At 65.5% G+C, this 14,189-nt stretch carries 16 protein-coding genes and 1 riboswitch; of the genes, 2 read left to right on the top strand and 14 right to left on the bottom strand.

Annotated features, from left to right (window positions below):
- Positions 1-54: 54 nt before the first annotated feature.
- The 14 genes from DMR_RS20920 to DMR_RS20855 form a co-directional block, all read right to left on the bottom strand.
- On the bottom strand, positions 55-471 hold the full coding sequence (locus tag DMR_RS20920) for an SxtJ family membrane protein (protein ID WP_015863044.1): 417 nt from the start codon (positions 469-471) through the stop codon (positions 55-57).
- A 112-nt stretch (positions 472-583) separates the two neighbouring features.
- Positions 584-1,036 (bottom strand): alternative ribosome rescue aminoacyl-tRNA hydrolase ArfB, encoded by a 453-nt coding sequence (gene arfB, locus DMR_RS20915; RefSeq protein WP_015863043.1) that lies wholly within the window; start codon positions 1,034-1,036, stop codon positions 584-586.
- 55 nt (positions 1,037-1,091) lie between these two features.
- A complete protein-coding gene (locus tag DMR_RS20910) occupies positions 1,092-1,790 on the bottom strand; it encodes an anaerobic ribonucleoside-triphosphate reductase activating protein (RefSeq protein WP_043602087.1) in 699 nt (232 codons plus the stop codon).
- Between the two features lie 166 nt (positions 1,791-1,956).
- A complete protein-coding gene (locus DMR_RS20905; RefSeq protein ID WP_043601306.1) occupies positions 1,957-4,146 on the bottom strand; it encodes a ribonucleoside triphosphate reductase in 2,190 nt (729 codons plus the stop codon).
- Positions 4,147-4,292: 146 nt separating this feature from the next.
- Positions 4,293-4,445, bottom strand: a riboswitch (cobalamin riboswitch).
- A gap of 411 nt (positions 4,446-4,856) precedes the next feature.
- Positions 4,857-5,435: a dihem cytochrome c gene (locus DMR_RS20900; RefSeq protein WP_043601304.1), complete on the bottom strand. Its 579-nt coding sequence runs from the start codon at positions 5,433-5,435 to the stop codon at positions 4,857-4,859.
- Positions 5,436-5,466: 31 nt separating this feature from the next.
- Positions 5,467-5,964 (bottom strand): hypothetical protein, encoded by a 498-nt coding sequence (locus DMR_RS20895; protein ID WP_015863039.1) that lies wholly within the window; start codon positions 5,962-5,964, stop codon positions 5,467-5,469.
- A gap of 553 nt (positions 5,965-6,517) precedes the next feature.
- A complete protein-coding gene (locus DMR_RS20890) occupies positions 6,518-6,883 on the bottom strand; it encodes a NifB/NifX family molybdenum-iron cluster-binding protein (RefSeq protein WP_015863038.1) in 366 nt (121 codons plus the stop codon).
- A 244-nt stretch (positions 6,884-7,127) separates the two neighbouring features.
- Positions 7,128-7,772, bottom strand: a complete 645-nt coding sequence (locus DMR_RS20885) for an HAD family hydrolase (protein WP_015863037.1) — start codon at positions 7,770-7,772, stop codon at positions 7,128-7,130.
- Between the two features lie 72 nt (positions 7,773-7,844).
- Positions 7,845-8,507, bottom strand: a complete 663-nt coding sequence (locus tag DMR_RS20880; RefSeq protein ID WP_015863036.1) for a trimeric intracellular cation channel family protein — start codon at positions 8,505-8,507, stop codon at positions 7,845-7,847.
- Positions 8,508-8,591: 84 nt separating this feature from the next.
- Complete coding sequence (locus DMR_RS20875) at positions 8,592-9,815, bottom strand: sodium:calcium antiporter (RefSeq protein WP_015863035.1); 1,224 nt, start codon at positions 9,813-9,815, stop codon at positions 8,592-8,594.
- Positions 9,816-10,017: 202 nt separating this feature from the next.
- Complete coding sequence (locus tag DMR_RS20870) at positions 10,018-10,281, bottom strand: hypothetical protein (RefSeq protein WP_015863034.1); 264 nt, start codon at positions 10,279-10,281, stop codon at positions 10,018-10,020.
- Between the two features lie 130 nt (positions 10,282-10,411).
- A complete protein-coding gene (locus DMR_RS20865; RefSeq protein ID WP_015863033.1) occupies positions 10,412-10,627 on the bottom strand; it encodes a dual CXXC motif small (seleno)protein in 216 nt (71 codons plus the stop codon).
- Between the two features lie 9 nt (positions 10,628-10,636).
- A complete protein-coding gene (locus tag DMR_RS20860) occupies positions 10,637-11,614 on the bottom strand; it encodes an HD-GYP domain-containing protein (RefSeq protein WP_015863032.1) in 978 nt (325 codons plus the stop codon).
- A 70-nt stretch (positions 11,615-11,684) separates the two neighbouring features.
- On the bottom strand, positions 11,685-12,416 hold the full coding sequence (locus DMR_RS20855) for a 2-phosphosulfolactate phosphatase (protein WP_015863031.1): 732 nt from the start codon (positions 12,414-12,416) through the stop codon (positions 11,685-11,687).
- A 125-nt stretch (positions 12,417-12,541) separates the two neighbouring features.
- Here DMR_RS20855 and DMR_RS20850 point away from each other — a divergent pair, with 125 nt between their 5' ends.
- On the top strand, positions 12,542-12,766 hold the full coding sequence (locus DMR_RS20850) for a hypothetical protein (RefSeq protein ID WP_043601302.1): 225 nt from the start codon (positions 12,542-12,544) through the stop codon (positions 12,764-12,766).
- An 80-nt stretch (positions 12,767-12,846) separates the two neighbouring features.
- Positions 12,847-13,998 carry a glutamate 5-kinase gene (proB, locus tag DMR_RS20845; RefSeq protein WP_015863029.1) on the top strand — a complete coding sequence of 384 codons (1,152 nt, stop codon included), beginning with the start codon at positions 12,847-12,849 and terminating at the stop codon, positions 13,996-13,998.
- Positions 13,999-14,189: the final 191 nt, after the last annotated feature.

The raw sequence follows: 14,189 nt of genomic DNA, 5'->3' as shown, positions 1-14,189 counted from the left end.
AAGTGGACCCGCGCGGGGCGCGGGAGTGATGTCAGAGCGGCCTTGGGCCGATGGTTAAAACGGCTGTTCGACGTCGGCGGCCGTGAAGGTGTGGTCGCGGACCCGGAACACGGAGTCCGTGCCCTGCTTGAACTGGCGCACCCGCATGGGGTCCTTGCCGAGCAGGGAACGCAGCAGGCCCATGGGCGTGAGCACCACAAAAAACGTCAGGGTCAGGATCACCTTGGACATGACCGTGCCAAGCACATGGGACAGGCCGAACCAGACCTTGGCCAGGGGCTTGAAAAAGGACGGCCAGATCATGTCCAGCAACAGGATGGCCGTGGCGATGGTCACGTAGCGGATTTCCCGGGTGACGAAAAAGACGATGAGCGCGACCAGGGTCAGGGCCATGCCGGTGTCGCGAGCTTGGTCGCGGCTGGCGGACAGCCAAAAAGAGGATTTCTGGCGCTTGTGTTCCAGTGAGGACATGCGGGGGTGCTCCGGATCAGGCGTTTGGCGGCGCTGCCGCCATGGCGGAAGTCTGGCTTCCCCTAGCCCAGGGCGCGGCCGGGCGTCAAGGCGCGAGGGTGAGGGAGGTGGTTCAGTCGCCGAGGTCCCGGCGCTGGCGCTTGCGTTCGCCTTGGCGCTTCTTGTCGTCCAGGCGGCGCAGTTTCGAGGCCAGGGTGGCCCGGGTCTTGCGGCGGGGCGGCCGGGGGGTCAGCGCCTCGCGCAGCAGCGCGGCGAAGCGTTCCAGGGCGATTTCCTTGTTGGCGAACTGGCTGCGGCTGGTCTGGGAAACCACGCGCAGCACGCCGTCCTTGCCGATGCGGCCGGTAAGCGCCTCGCGGATACGCGCCTTGTCGGCCTCGGTGAGGCTTGGCGAAGCGTCGAGGTCAAACAGCAGCGTCACCTTGGAGCTGGTGGTGTTGACGTGCTGGCCGCCGGGACCGCCGCTGCGGGCGGCGATATAATCAATCTCCGCCAGGGGGATGCTCACCCTTGAAGTCACAAACAGATCGTCCACATCCTTCTCCCGCTCATCCCTTACCCCCATTTGGGGGGTCCGGGGGCCTCAGACCCCGGCCGCCGGAGGCATCCCCCGCCCTCTCCTAAACTCTTGTCGTAATAGTCAAACGCGGCGCGGCGGCCTGGAGGCGGGCGACGAGGTCGGTCGGGAACACGGCCGGCCCGGCGGCGGCCAGATCAGCGTCGGCGCAGCCGTCGGGGCGGAAGGCCTGGATGACCCAGCGGCCGGCGTCGGCGGCAGCCAGTTCCCCGGCCAGGGTGGTCAGCTCGTCTTCGGTCAACAGCCCGGGATGCCAGGTGGTGCGGGTCTCGAAGGGCACGCGGCTTTTGAGGATGAGCGCCAGGCTTTCGAAGGCGGCCTCGCCGCCGCCGGCCACCCCGGCGATGCGGTCATAGGCGGCGCGGGGGGCTTTGACGTCGAGGCCAACCCAGTCGCACAGGGGCAGCACGGCGGAAAGCGCCTTGGGGAACATGCCGGTGGTGTGCAGGCCGGTGTGGAAGCCCATGGCGCGCACGGCGGCCAGCATGTCGGCCAGCCCGTCCTGGAGCGTGGGTTCGCCGCCGGAGAAGACGACGGCGTCGAGCAGGCCCTTGCGGCCTTCGAGCCAGGCCAGCACCGAGGCGCTGTCGTGCTCCACGGCGTCGGTGATTTCGCGCAGCGGTTCGTTGTGGCAGTAGGGGCAGCCCCAGGGGCAGCCCTGGCAGTAGATGACCGCGGCCAGGGCGTCGGGAAAGTCGAGGGTGGAGAGCGGCGTGACGCCGCCGATGATAAGACCGTTCATGTCGCGTCCCTTAGCCCTGTCGGCGGCGGCGCGCAAGGCCGGGCCAACGCAAACGGCGCGGCCATGGCCCATCGCCACAACCGCGCCGTCACGTGATCCCTCCTGTCGGGAGGGTCCGGGAGGGGGTGCCCCCCTCCCGGCCGCCGGAGGCATCTTGGTCTTATTCTTAATGATCCTTCGGTTCCTTAAAACAAACCCGCTCGTCGTACTCGCCCTGCTTGCCGACGTTGAACGCCGACTTGGGCCGGTAGTAGCCCATGACGCGGGTCCAGATTTCGCAGGCCTGGGTGCGGCCTTCGGCGGCGCAGGTCGGGCAGGTCTCGTGTTCGCCGGTCAGGTAGCCGTGGACGTCGCAGATGGAGAACGTCGGCGTCACGGTGACGTAGGGCAGGGCGAAGCCGGACAGCGACCGTTTGACGAGCTTCTTGCAGGCCTCGGCGCTGGTTACGCGCTCGCCGAGGTAGAGGTGGAGCACCGTGCCGCCGGTGTATTTGCGCTGGAGCTCTTCCTGGCGGGAGAGGGCTTCGAAGGGATCGTCGGTGAAGCCCACGGGCAGCTGGGAGGAGTTGGTGTAGTAGGGCTTCTCTGCCGGGCCGGCCTGAAGGATGCGCGGGTAGCGCTTTTTGTCCTCGCGGGCGAAGCGGTAGGTGGTGCCTTCGGCCGGGGTGGCTTCGAGGTTGTAGAGGTGGCCGGTCTGCTCCTGGAACTCGGTCATGCGGGCGCGCACGTGGTCGAGCAGGCGCACGGCCATGGCGTGGCCGGCCTCGGTGGCGATGTTCTCGGCATCGTTCGTGAAGTTGCGGATCATTTCGTTCACGCCGTTCACGCCGATGGTCGAGAAGTGGTTGCGTAGCGACCCCAGGTAGCGCTTGGTGTAGGGGAAAAGCCCGGCGTCCATGCGGCGGGTGATCTCCTTGCGCTTGATCTCAAGGGTGGTGCGGGCAATCTCCAGCAGCGCGTCGAGGCGGGCGAGCAGGGCGGTCTCGTCGCCGCGATGGGTGAAGCCCAGGCGGGCGCAGTTGATGGTGACCACGCCCACGGACCCGGTCTGCTCGGCGCTGCCGAAAAGCCCGTTGCCGCGCTTGAGCAGCTCGCGCAGGTCGAGCTGAAGCCGGCAGCACATGGAGCGCACCATGCCCGGGGTCAGGTCGGAATTGAGGAAGTTTTGGAAGTAGGGCAGCCCGTACTTGGCCGTCATCTCGAACAGGATGTCCACGTTGGGCGATTCCCAGGGGAAATCCTTGGTGATGTTGTAGGTCGGGATGGGGAAGGTGAACACGCGGCCCTTGGCGTCGCCGGCGGTCATGACCTCGATGTAGGCCCGGTTGATCATGTCCATTTCGGCTTGCAGTTCGCCGTAGGTAAACGGCATCTCCTCGCCGCCGATGACCGGATGGTCGCCGGCCAGATCCTCGGGGCAGGTCCAGTCGAAGGTGAGGTTGGTAAACGGCGTCTGGGTACCCCAGCGCGACGGGACGTTTAAGTTATAGATCAGCTCCTGGATGCACTGGCGCACTTCCTCATAGCCCAGGTTGTCCTTGCGGATAAACGGAGCCATGTAGGTGTCGAAGGAGGAAAAAGCCTGGGCGCCGGCCCATTCGTTTTGCAGCGTGCCGAGGAAATTGACGATCTGGCCCACGGCGCTGGAGAGGTGCTTGGGCGGCTTGGCTTCCACCTTGCCGGGCACGCCGTTAAGGCCTTCGCTCAAGAGCATCCGCAGGGACCAGCCGGCGCAGTAGCCCGAAAGCATGTCGAGATCGTGGATATGGAGATCGCCGTCGCGGTGGGCCGCGCCGGCTTCGGGCGGGTAGACGTGGGAGAGCCAGTAGTTGGCCACGACCTTGCCCGAGACGTTCAGGATAAGCCCGCCCAGGGAATAGCCCTGGTTGGCATTGGCGGCCACGCGCCAGTCCTGGCGGTCGAGGTATTCGTTGATGGAAGCGGCCACGTCCACCACGGTCTTTTTGTCTTCGCGAAGGCGGGCGCGCTGTTCGCGGTAGACGGAGTAGGCGCGCAGCGTCCGGAAATGGTTGGCCGAGACGAAAGCCTGCTCGACGATGTCCTGGATGCGTTCGATGTCCGGGATCTGGCCGATGAAGCGGTGGGAGAGGACCTTGACCACCTGGGCGGTCAACAGCCAGGCCTCGTCCTCGCCGAATTCGCCGGTGGCGGCTCCGGCGCGGCGGACGGCGGACAGGATCTTGTCGGCGTCAAAGGTGACGATCTGGCCGTCGCGCTTGCGGATGCGCGAGGGGATGGCGGCCACTACGGGCTGGTCGACGGCGGCGTCGACGGCGTCGTGGCGGTCGGAGGTGGGGGTAAGGGCCAAATTGCCGTGTTCCATCGGCTCGGACATGCGTTTCTCCCTGGGCAGGACTGTCGTCGGGCAGGGGAGGGGCGACGGCGGCCGCAAAACGCGTGGCGCGAAACGGCAGGCCGGGCAGCCCTCCCGCGAGGCTCCCTGGTTCATGCGCCGGACGGGTGCGTCCGGCGGGCGTCGGCAGGTGTTCGGACTTGCGAACGCGTCGGCCCGGTGTGGGCCGGTTTCCTAGTTCCCGCGGCTTCCCGGGCGGATGTCGCCCAGTGCCTGGTTGCGGGGTTCGTTTTCGCTTACCGCTGCGGGGCAGTTCCGGACTTGCACCGGATTCCCTCTTACGGCTGCCCGCCGCCGCCTGGAGCGGGGCGGGCCAACGCCAACGTCGCAGCATATATGCGAGGATGCGGCCAAAGAGTCAATCGAGGCAAAAAGAAGTGAGATACGGGGGGCTTGAGGGAATTAGGAACGTTCCAAGGAGGCTTCTGGTCAACCGCGCATGGCAAAAATATCTGATATTATTGATCTTTTTTCGAGGCTCTTGCGGCGGCGCAATGAAAATTTCCGGTCCAAGGGTTGTGGTTCGTTGCCGGATGGGCTGCTTCGCTGGCGGCGTACGAAACGACGACGTTCGCTTGCACCTGGACAGCGACGCCTGTCGGGGGAGACCGCCAGGACCGCTGGGGCGCTCGATAGGCTGGCGTTATGCCAGCCTGTATCGGCATAGGGTTTTCCGGCTAGGCCATGGCGCGTCACTGGGCCGGAATAACGACGCTGTCGTCGTCGAAGCGGGCGCTTGCCGCCCCTGGGTGACAGGCGATGCAATTGGCCAGGGAATTTATGCTGTTGCGCGAGAACACCGCCGGGGAAATGCCCTGATGCTTGTGGAGGATGTAGGGAATCGCTCGGATTTGCAGCGGTGCGACGCCGTTGAGGCTGCGCATGATTTTTCGGCCGAGTTTCAGGGATGTCGCATCCGCTGCGTTTGCCGACAAATATCCGGACAGAACGCTTTTGTCCTGCGGCGACAGGGCGAGCGCATTGCCGAAGTGATCCTCCGACTGGGCCAGGATGGTTTCCCAAGACGCACGAGGCAGGAGTTGCGGCACGTAGGCCCAATGACACCCGCCGCAGGCCGCGACATACGTGTCGTTCGCAACAAACGCCTCGGCGCGGCCACCCTGATGGCGTTTCCCGTGTTTGGGGGACCAGTCCTGGGACTGTCCGTATCCGTTGCCATTTTCAAAATGGCGACCGGCCAGAGAAAACGTTGGGTTGAGGAACATGGTTGCAACACAGACTAGATGGATCATAACGCTTCTGATAACCATGGGGCAAGCCTCGTGCTTTTTACCGCCTGCTTCATACCTTTTGCGGTGGCCTTGTTACGTCGTCGACCATTTTTCCAAACACTGCTTCAAGAACATTTGACAATAATTCCCGAACGATCTCCTCCACGATCCTCGGGATCGTTTCTGCCACATAGGTCAGCGCTCCGGTCACGCTCGTAAAACCTTTGATGCCGTCGTTCTCCTGGAGCTTGGTGGGCGATGGCCAAAGCCTGTAGATGGCAAGCGATTTGTCCGTCAGATAGGCAAAAGTGTTTTTGTCAAAAAGATCGGTATATTGCTGTTCGATGCAGACGGAGACTTGACAGAGTTGGGTGCGCTCGTCCTTGGCTGCCCGGATTTTGCCGATGGGTGTGCCATTTGTTGTGACGGGGTAACTGTCAAGGCTGCAATCCTTCACGGAATCAATACGATACAATTTACATGAATCCTGCGCCTCTGCCCGGCCAGCGCACAGGAGGCAAGCGATGAGAAAAAAGGCTAGGCCCAAGAAAGCATGAATTGATTTCACAATGGCCCTTCTCGTTCATGTTTACAGGAAATGATGATTTTCAAGCTCTACATCTTCTCTTCGTATACGCAAGAAAAATATTATTATGCCAATGACATTCAAAATCATTGAAGATGATGCAGGTGATTGTCAGTTTCATTTTAGCGTGTGTGAATTTTGCGGCCGCTGTATTTTGTCTTTGAAGTGAGAATGAGCCGCGGCAAGGACATGAAACAATTTCTCCAGGCCAGTGTTCGGAGGCGCTGTTGGAGGCGTCCGGTCGTCGGATCGACTGCGCGCTACGACAGTCTGTTGGAGGCGGAATTGGCTGTTGCCGGCGGTCCGGGAGGTGAAGGCCGGCTCGGCAGTCCCGGGCCGAGGGAACGGAACAGACCGTAGTGCGACGCGGTGACCGCCGGCAGGTTCGGCGTGACGGCCAGGGAGAGGGGCCGGCCGCGGATGACCCGCTGGCTGCGGGCTTCAGGACCGCAGCAGCAACGCGGAGACACAGACGAGAACGGGGAGCCCCGTTTCCGCGGCTCCCCGTTCGTTGCGTCGAAATCTGGCGTTGGCGCTAATCGTCTAAGCAGTTGTGCCCGTGGGCCATGCACAGTTCGTCGCGGTCCTTGAGGGTTCCGGCGAGATAGGCCGCCGCCGCCTCATGGACCGGGCCGGACGCGCCGCGCACCACGGTCATGCCGGACTGGCGCAGCTTGTTGACCGCGCCCTGGCCCATGTTGCCGGCGACAAGCGCCGTGACGCCCATGGCGAGCAGGTCGTTGACCAGATTGGACTTGCAGCCGCACTCGGCCGGCGGGGAAAAGGTCTCCTCGGCGACGACGGCCTTGTCCGGGCCGATGGTCAGCACCGTGAAATAGCCGCAGTGGCCGAAATGCTCGTCCACCTGCCCGTCGCGGGAGGGAATGGCGATCTTGGTCATGTTCGTGACTCCTTGGGAAACTCCGGCCCAGGGCCGCAGGAATTTACCCCCGCCTCGTACCGGAAATAGCCAGGGCTGGGAAGCCCCGGCCGGGCCGGCGAACGCGCCGGCCCAGGGCCCGGCGTCAGCTCCATGGGCCGCGTCCGAGTGGCCGGGGCCATATTGAGTCGGTCCGCCGCGCCTGCGCTCAAGGGCGTCAGGAATCACGCGTCGGCGGCTGTCCCCTGAATCCGGGCGGCGGGCCTCAGCCCTCGCCGCCGAGGCAGACGGCGGCGAAACCGCCCATGGCCTCCAGCTCCCGGGCCGTGGAGGCCGCGTCGCGGTGGACCACGCCGCGAACGCCCAGGGTTGCGGCCACTTCCACGAAAAGCGCCCGGTCGTCGATGTAGACCGCGTCGGCCGGGTCGCACTGGGCCACGTCCAGGGCCAGGCGGAAAATGCCGGCGTCAGGCTTGCGCATGCCCACAAAGCACGAGGACACAAAGGCGTCGACAAAACAGCCCAGGCCGAAGGCCCGGATGCGGTACTCGTTGAGTTCGCGGCCTTCGTTGTTGACGACGACAATGCGGATGCCGTGCCTGGCCTTGAGTCCGCGCACATAGGCCAGCATGTCGGACAGCGGCGCAGAGCGCGACAGCATGAAATCCCGGAAGGTCGCCTTGTCAAAGGCACGCGGCGCGTAAAACACCGTGCGGTCGAGATACTCGTCCAGGGAGAGCTTGCCCTCTTCGTAGGCGTCGAAGGTGAGGTGGTGGCGTTCGTCGGTCTCGGCCGCGTCCAGGCCGAAGCGCTTGGCCGCCTCGGCCCGGGCCTGCCGGTCCCAGCCGTTGGTGAGCATGACGCCGCCGACGTCGCACAAAAGCGTGGTGATGGGTCGTTTCACGGACATTCCCCCTGGCTTGCGGATGGGGCCGCCGGTTGCGGACCCTCATCCTTTATAGACGCGGCCGGGGAGGCGGCGTCAAGCCACGGGCGGATTGCGGCGGCGAAACAGGCCATGGTCGCGCACGGGGACGGTGCGCCAGTTGCGGGTGATGGCCAGCACACGCAGCAAAAAGGTGAAGGCGATGGTGACCAGGGCCGAGGTGAGCGGCGGCAGGCCGAAGGTCTGGCGCAGGAAGGGGTAAGTCAGGCAGCCGAGCAGGGCGGCCAGGCCGTAGAACTGGCCCGGGCGAAACACCATGGGCTCCTCGCGCATGAGCACGTCGCGCAGGATGCCGCCGCCGCAGGCGTTGACCGTGCCCACCAGCACGGCCGGGGCGAAATCTAGGCCAAAGGCCAGGGATTTTTCCATGCCGACCACGGCGTAAGCCCCCAGGGCGGCGGCGTCGACCAGGGCCACGAACCGCTCGGACAACACCGCCCGGCGGCCGAAGATGAGGCAAGCCACGGCAGCAGCCGCCACGGCGTAGAGATAGTCCTGATTGCGCACCACGGCCGGCACGCCGGCCTGGAGGAAGATGCCGTCGCGTATAAGCGCCCCGCCCACGCCCGTGGCAAAGGACAGGCCGAGCAGGCCCACGAGGTCAAACTCGCGGCGGATGGCCTCGATGGCCCCGGTGGCGGCCATGAGGAACACGGCGAACAGGTCGAGGTAGATGGGCAGGGCAAACGTCTGGTCCATGGCGGCGGACCTCCTGGCGGCGGTTCCCGCCCCGGAGGGCTGCTCCGGGGCGGGCGGGTTCCATAGGGCCGGGCCGGCCCGGCGTCAAGAGGCGCTGTGGCGCGCGGGGCGGACAAGGGCCAGCAGGTGGCGGCCGGTGCGCGGCAGCATGAGGGCGAAGACCCCGATGTACAGGAAGGTGAAGAGGAAGTGTACTTCGTTGCCGTCGAGGTGGCCCGGGAAGAGGTTCCAGAAGGCCTCCGGCACGGCCGGGGCCAGGAACTGGCCGAGGAACAGGCCGAAAAGGAGCAGCGCGCCCCGGATGTCCAGGCGCAGGCCGGCCAGCAGGCCCACGGCCAGCAGGGACTGGGCGGCGGTCAGCATGATCTCGTGCATCTGCACGCCGTCCAAGGGAATGGGCACGGCAAAGCTGCCCGACGACACGCCGTAGACGCCGGGGATCATGCCGACCAAGAGCGTCCATTGGTTGAGCTTGGAGGAAATAAGGCTCCCCAGGGCCAGCCCGCCCATGCCGCGCAGGGCGAACATGACCGCCACGATGACCTCCGGGGCTTCCGAGGCGATGGGGGCTAGCCACTGGACGAGCAGGAATTCGTTGACCCCGAAGATGCGGCCGGTGGCGACGAGGCCCTCGCTAAAGGCCTCGGCATTGGCCACAATGACGCCGGCGGCGAAAAGAAACAGGGCGAGCGTCGAGAGGCGGCGAAGGCCCTTGGGCAGCGCGCCGATGACGCAGGCCACGCCCTCAAGCTCGGGTTCCTCGCATTCGCGCCGGGCGACAATGGCGATGTAGACGACGTAGAGGCCGATAAGCACCGCGCCGTCCACCCAGGTCAGCGACCCGGACAGGGGAATGGTGATGGCGTAGGCCGTGGCCAGGCCCAGGAACAGCACGTCGGTGCGGCGTTCGCCCTCCAGGATGACGGGCTTCCGCGTACGCCACCAGATCAGGAAAGCGACCAGGCTCCAGGCCACGCCGATCAGCAGCCGATTGGCCCCGGTCATGTTGGCGATGGCGAAGTGGGCGTAGTCGGAATCCGGGTTCTTGCCGGCCATCCAGGTGAAGTACATGTCCACGGCGTATTCGGGCAAAACGGCGATGAGCGCCACAACGGCCAGGGCCAGGGCTTGCGGGATGTCGTTTTGGGCCACGTCGCAGGCCCACAGGAGCAGAAACGACGCGCCCAGGATGGCCGCGCCGGCGATGGCGGCGGTGGCCGGCGGTGAGGGGTGGACGGAAAGCAGGAAGCAGAAAAGCCCCGGCAGGGTGGCGGCCACGGCAATGTAGAGAGGAAGCAGTTTTTTCATGGAATCTCCTCGGTGTTGACGCGGCCAAAAAAAAGACCTTGGCACGCGTAGGCATGCCAAAGGTCTCGCCGATCGGTTCCGAGGGACCGACGACAGGGCCAGGCGGCTGACGTGCCGCAGTGATGTTGACCCTGCCCGAAACAGCTACTCCCCTTTGGGAAGGCCACCATAGTCACGGGAGCCGGGGGGCGTCAAGGGCTTGCTAGCCCGTCTCTCCGGTCAGCTGCAGCTGTATTTTCTCGGAGAAGATATACAGTGCGTCGATGACGAAGGCGTATTCCGGCGCTTCCTCGCGCCACAGGACCATGAGGTCCTTGATCTGGGTCCGCGCCGCCGCCAGCTCGGCCGGGTTCTCGGCGTTGTTGACCGCCGCCAGGGCTTCCAAATATTCGTCGCTCAAAAAGGCCGTGACCATGGCCTTGGCCACCCGGTCCTTGTCGAGGCCATCCCACACGCCTGCCGCCATATCGCCCTCCTTGCCGGCCCTTCCGCCCGTTTGAAATCCACCAACCTCCCTCACCCCATACGGGGTTTCCAAAGGGGCTCAGCCCCTTTGGCCGCCGGAGGCATTCTTCCCTCTTCGTCTTCCATCTCAACTACATTCTATCCATCGGCACATTGGCGTACACTTCGTCCATGTCGTCGCCGAGCTGGGCGGCGAAGCGGGCCGGATCGTGGCGTTTGCCGCAGCCCCGGCAGGCCAGCATGACGGCCAGGCAGGAGCGTTCGAAGACCAGGACGCCGCCGCAGTCCGGGCAGGTGACGCCCTTGACCGGGGCGGCCTCGAATTTGATGCGCGAGAAAAAGGCCATGCCGTCTCCTTACACCATTTTGGCGTCGCTTAAGATGAGCACCAGCCGCTTGAAGGCGTCCATATCGAAGTGGTTGGACATCTCCTCGCGCATGAGGCGCAGCGCCTGGAAGGGCGGCAGGGCCTCGGCGTAGGGCCGTTTGCTGGTGAGCGCGTCGTAGACGTCGGCCACGGTCAGCACCTTGACGTGGTCGGGGATAAGCGTGTCGGTGAGGCCGCCGGGGTAGCCCGAGCCGTCCACCCGCTCGTGGTGCAGGAGGATGCCCTGCATGGCCGTGGGGGTCAGCCCGGCGTCCTGGCACAGGGCCACGCCCTTGACCGGGTGGGTGTTGATGACCAGCCGTTCGTCCGGGGTCAGGGGACCGGGTTTGGACAGGATTTCGTTGGGCACCCGGGTCTTGCCGATGTCGTGGAGCAGCGCGCCGATGCCGGCCTGGACCATGGTGTATTCGTCGACCTTCATGGTTTGCAGCATGGCGGCGGTGTAGACGAAGACCTGCACGTTGTGGGTATGCACCGAATAGTCGTGGGAGGTCAGGGCGGCGATGGCCCGCAGGGATTCGTTGGAGGCCAGAAATTCCAGGGCGCGTTCCACCAGGCTGACGACCCGGGAGTATTCGCGCTTGCCCAGGCCCTTGGGCAGGCGGGTTTCGAACACGTCGCGCACCACGGATTCGGCCGTGCCGTAGAGCACCTTGGCCCGCTCGGGCACGGGTATTTTTTCGTCGGTGAGGATTTGCGGCAGGTGCTTTTCGATATAGTGGTTGAAATCCGGGCGCTGCTCGCCCCGGATGTAGACTTCGGTCACGCCGGCGTCGTGGAGCTTTTGGCGATGGCGCGGAGTGAATTGTTCGTTTTCGGCGGCGTAGAGCACGAACCGGCCGGCCTGGCGGATGTAGACCCGAAACCGGCCCAGGGTCTGGGGGAAGATCATCATGGGCGAGACAGCGAAAAACTGCTCTTCCTGCATCGACGCCTTGCTCAACATGCCGTGTGTGCTCCTGTGCGCCCGGTCTTTTCCGTGACGGCGTCCGTACTGCTTTATCCGACCGTCGCGGTTAGGCTTGGGCCGGCATGTCGGGCTTGTCCGGGACGGGCGGCGCGTCGCGGCGCGTGAGCGTCAGCCGGCCGTTGTCGTCGCGCACGGCTTCGATGAAAAAGTCGAAGGCGTCAAGGGTCAGGCACAGGTCGAAATCGGCTTCGGGCACGATGGCCGTGTCGCCAAAAAATATTTCGGCGCTGGCCGTGCCGCGCAAAAATTTGGGGATGGCGGCAAAGGCGTTGGGCACGTCCTGGAGCAGGTTGGCCAGGTACATGCCGCACAACTTGTCTTCCGGGGCCGGGGCCAGGCCGGCCTTGCCCATGGCCACGATGGAGACGACCTCGGGGTTGGCCGCCGCGATGGCCCGGGCCGTGGCTCCCATGTTGGCGAACGAACAGGTGATGACCCGGTCCGCGCTGCCCATGGCCGCGACGATGCCCCGCGTGCCGGCGCTGGTGGCGTGGATGACCGTGCGCCCGGCCAGGTCGAAGGCGGCCAGTTCGCTGGGCGAGTTGCCGCAGTCAAAGCCGGCGGGCTTTATGCACTGCCGCTCCCCGGCCAAAATGGCCTCGGGAAGGGCAGCCTTTAGCGCCAGGGCTTCCTCGATGCTGTCCACGGGAAGAATGCGCGCCGCGCCGCCGCCCAGGGCGTGGCAGGCCACGGTGCAGGCCCGAAACACGTCGATGACCACGGCCAGGCCCGAAGCCTCGGCCGCGCCGGTCAAAAGCTCCAACATCCGTATGCGCACGACAAATCCTCCCGGCCCAAGCTCTAGCAGCGCCGGCCCGGTTTGAAAAGCGGCCCGGCCCCGCCTTGCCGGGGGGCGGGCGAGGTTGTAGAAGAGAGCAACGCCCCAAGGCAGGGAGCCGCCCCATGGCCGACACGCCCAAGCCGTTGCCGCCCCTTTTGCCCGTGATCCCCGAGTACAAGCCCTGGCTTGACCGGGTGATCAAGGAGACCGCCGCCGACGCCGGCGCGGCCGACGCCACTTTTGCCGCCCGCCACGGGGCGGCCAGCGGTCCCGAGGGAGCGGCCCGGGCGCGGGTGGATGCCCAGGTCGAGCTGGCGCGCGGCGTCATTGCCGATGAAAAGGCCTGAAAGTCGTAACCAACAAGGCGACGCGCCGCGTCGTCATTCCCCGGCGGGCAGCCCCGCCAGCCAAGCGAGAAGGAGGGCCCATGGCCCAGAGCGACTGGCGCGAGAAGCGCCGGCAAGTCATGTCCCAGGCCCGCCGGGTGGTCATCAAGGTCGGCAGCGCCGTCCTGGCCGGCCCGGATGGCGTGGAATCCCTGGTCATTGCCTCCCTGGCCCGCCAGATCGCCGAACTGGTGGCCTCGGGGCGCGAAGTGCTGCTGGTCTCCAGCGGCGCGGTGGCCGCCGGCCGGGCCGTGCTGGCCGGGCGCTACGATCCGTCGTTTCTGCCCCACCGGCAGGCCGCCTCGGCCATCGGCCAAAGCCGCATCATGCACGCCTATGACCAGGAATTCTCCCGCCACGGCCGAATCGCCGCCCAGGTGCTCCTCACCCGCGACGACCTGGACAACCGCGAGCGCTACCTCAACTTGCGCAACACCCTGTCCACGCTGTTCGATCTCGGCGCGGTGCCGGTCATCAACGAAAACGACTCCGTGGCCATCTCCGAACTGGTCTACGGCGACAACGATTGCCTGGCCGGCCTGCTCGTCGGCACGGTGGGGGCCGATCTCTTCGTCAACCTGACCTCGGCCCGGGGCGTGTTCGCCGAAAACCCGGACGAGAACCCGGCAGCCAAGCCCATGGAATGCATCGACAACATCGCCGACCTCGACCTTGACGCCATGTGCGGGGCCAAGACCACGCTGGGCACCGGCGGCATGTATTCCAAGCTGCTCTCGGCCCGGCGCGTGGCCCAGCTCGGCGTGCCGACGCTGATCCTGGCCGGCCGCGAGGACGGGGCGCTCACCCAGGCCTTTGGCGACGAGGGCGTGGGCACCTTTATCGTCTCGGGCTGCAAGCCCATCACCAGGCGCAAGTTCTGGCTGGCCTACCACCATGAGCCCCAAGGCACGCTCACCGTGGACGACGGCGCGGTGCGGGCGCTCAAGGACAAGGGCAAAAGCCTGCTGCCGGCCGGCATCGTGGACGTGGCCGGGGAGTTCCCGGTGGGCTCCATGGTGCGGGTGGCGGCGGTGTCCGGCGAAGTCGTGGCCCTGGGGCTGTGCAACTACGCTTCCGGCGATCTGCGCAAAATCATGGGCCTCAAAAGCACGCGCATCGCCCAGGTGCTCGGCGAAGCCGCCTACGAAGAAGCCGTGCACCGCGACAACCTGCTTCTCGACCCGGCCATCTAGTGGCGCGCCCCTTAAAAAATACGAGAGTATTTTTTAAGAAAAAGTAATGGTTTTAGTTCGTTGTCTGCGAAGTGCCAGATGCGCTTTTCGTGGACGCGACACGAGCAGAACGCTGCCAGGGCGCTGCCCTGGACCCGCCGGGGGGATTATCCCCCCGGCCCCCCTGGCTGTCTGTGGCGGGCGGGGGCGCC

It is taken from the genome of Solidesulfovibrio magneticus RS-1, assembly GCF_000010665.1.
Classification (GTDB): domain Bacteria; phylum Desulfobacterota; class Desulfovibrionia; order Desulfovibrionales; family Desulfovibrionaceae; genus Solidesulfovibrio; species Solidesulfovibrio magneticus.
The sequence above is the reverse complement of the archived record's forward strand: the minus strand, read 5'-3'. Positions and strand labels throughout refer to the sequence as shown.

Excerpts from the sequence above, each read along its gene's own strand:
- DMR_RS20870 (WP_015863034.1), bottom strand. The coding sequence starts at position 10,281 with ATGGCGGCAGGCGTGTGGGATGGCCTCGACAAGGACCGGGTGGCCAAG.
- DMR_RS20865 (WP_015863033.1), bottom strand. The coding sequence starts at position 10,627 with ATGGCCTTTTTCTCGCGCATCAAATTCGAGGCCGCCCCGGTCAAGGGC.
- arfB (WP_015863043.1), bottom strand. The coding sequence starts at position 1,036 with ATGGGGGTAAGGGATGAGCGGGAGAAGGATGTGGACGATCTGTTTGTG.
- DMR_RS20860 (WP_015863032.1), bottom strand. The coding sequence starts at position 11,614 with ATGTTGAGCAAGGCGTCGATGCAGGAAGAGCAGTTTTTCGCTGTCTCG.
- DMR_RS20850 (WP_043601302.1), top strand. The coding sequence starts at position 12,542 with ATGGCCGACACGCCCAAGCCGTTGCCGCCCCTTTTGCCCGTGATCCCC.
- DMR_RS20885 (WP_015863037.1), bottom strand. The coding sequence starts at position 7,772 with ATGTCCGTGAAACGACCCATCACCACGCTTTTGTGCGACGTCGGCGGC.
- proB (WP_015863029.1), top strand. The coding sequence starts at position 12,847 with ATGGCCCAGAGCGACTGGCGCGAGAAGCGCCGGCAAGTCATGTCCCAG.
- DMR_RS20875 (WP_015863035.1), bottom strand. The coding sequence starts at position 9,815 with ATGAAAAAACTGCTTCCTCTCTACATTGCCGTGGCCGCCACCCTGCCG.
- DMR_RS20890 (WP_015863038.1), bottom strand. The coding sequence starts at position 6,883 with ATGACCAAGATCGCCATTCCCTCCCGCGACGGGCAGGTGGACGAGCAT.
- DMR_RS20880 (WP_015863036.1), bottom strand. The coding sequence starts at position 8,507 with ATGGACCAGACGTTTGCCCTGCCCATCTACCTCGACCTGTTCGCCGTG.
- DMR_RS20900 (WP_043601304.1), bottom strand. The coding sequence starts at position 5,435 with ATGGTTATCAGAAGCGTTATGATCCATCTAGTCTGTGTTGCAACCATG.
- DMR_RS20920 (WP_015863044.1), bottom strand. The coding sequence starts at position 471 with ATGTCCTCACTGGAACACAAGCGCCAGAAATCCTCTTTTTGGCTGTCC.
- DMR_RS20910 (WP_043602087.1), bottom strand. The coding sequence starts at position 1,790 with ATGAACGGTCTTATCATCGGCGGCGTCACGCCGCTCTCCACCCTCGAC.
- DMR_RS20905 (WP_043601306.1), bottom strand. The coding sequence starts at position 4,146 with ATGTCCGAGCCGATGGAACACGGCAATTTGGCCCTTACCCCCACCTCC.